The following is a 1,464-nucleotide window of genomic DNA, read 5'->3' on the forward strand; positions in this document are numbered from 1 at the left end:
GCAGCAAGAACATTTTCGTCGGAAGTCACGGCAGCGAGCTCGGAGACCAACTCCTGGTCCGCGAGCTCGAACACATCCCCCCATGCCTTCACACCGCACAAGCTATACCCACCCACCGACACATTCCGGCGGTGCTGGTCAAGGAGCGACGGTGCAGTACCGCAGCTCACTAGACCCACAGATATCGCAGGTCACCTGCCGCCGTCGGGAACCGAACGAGAATCGTGCGTCACGACTCAGCACCGCTCACCGGGCCGCTCTCTCGCGACTGTGACCGGGCCCATACTATGTGCTGGCCGGTTTCCGCCGGCACCCCACACTCGGATCGTCCGGCACGTTCCTGCCGGTGGAGGGATCTATTTCGTCATGGCATCAATCACGTTCGAGCGCACGACCAGGCTGTTTCCCGGCTCCGATACCCCGGCGGTGAACGAGCTGGACCTGCACATCGAGGACGGTGAGTTCCTGGTTCTGGTCGGCCCATCGGGCTGCGGCAAGTCGACGTCCCTGCGCGTACTCGCGGGCCTGGAGGAGGTCACGTCCGGTCGCATTCTCATCGGCGGCAAGGACGTCACCAATACCGAGCCCAAGGACCGCGATATCGCGATGGTCTTTCAGAACTATGCGTTGTACCCGCATATGACCGTGGCGGAGAACATGGGCTTCGCGCTCAAGTTGGCGAAGGCAAGCAAGGAAGACATCCGCGCTCGCGTCGAGGAAGCGGCGAAGCTTCTCGACCTGGAGCCGTATCTGGACCGCAAACCGAAGGCGCTCTCCGGTGGTCAGCGGCAGCGAGTGGCCATGGGACGCGCCATCGTTCGTCAACCACAGGTGTTTCTGATGGACGAGCCGCTGAGCAACCTCGACGCGAAGCTCCGAGTCCAGACGCGCACGCAGATTGCTCAGCTGCAGCGTCGATTGGGCACCACCACGGTCTACGTCACCCATGATCAGGTCGAGGCCATGACGATGGGCGATCGCGTTGCCGTACTCAAGGGTGGTGTGTTGCAGCAATGCGCTAGCCCGCGGGAGCTGTACCGCACCCCGGTGAACGCGTTCGTGGCGGGTTTCATGGGCTCACCGTCGATGAACCTGTTCCGTGCTCCTGTCACCGACGGCGGAGTTCGCCTGGCCAATCAGGTGATTCCGGTGCCGCGTCGGACTCTCGGTTCTGCGACCGAGGTGATGTTCGGCATTCGGCCGGAGCACATCGAGATTGCAGACAGCGGAATTGCCCTCGAGATCGATGTCGTGGAGGAACTCGGGTCGGAAGCGTTCGTGTTCGGACGCGCGGACATCAACGGGCGCACCGAGACCATTGTCGCTCGGGCCGATTGGCGCAGCCCGCCGGAGAAGGGCGACCGCGTCCACGTCCGCATCGATGACGCGCACGCACACGTCTTCGAAGCCTCCGCAGAGGGCCACCGTCTGAACTGACGTCCCCAGTCGTGGGCGGTTTTCGTG

1 protein-coding gene is annotated in these 1,464 nt (G+C 63.3%); it reads left to right on the forward strand.

Annotation, left to right across the window (positions count from 1 at the left end; all coding sequences use genetic code 11):
- Positions 1–366 precede the first annotated feature (366 nt).
- Positions 367–1,437 (forward strand): ABC transporter ATP-binding protein, encoded by a 1,071-nt coding sequence (locus ACOQFP_RS22090; protein ID WP_421585534.1) that lies wholly within the window; start codon positions 367–369, stop codon positions 1,435–1,437.
- The last annotated feature ends 27 nt before the right edge of the window (positions 1,438–1,464 follow it).

The organism is Rhodococcus sp. MALMAid1271, from assembly GCF_049195265.1.
Classification (GTDB): Bacteria; Actinomycetota; Actinomycetes; order Mycobacteriales; family Mycobacteriaceae; genus Rhodococcoides.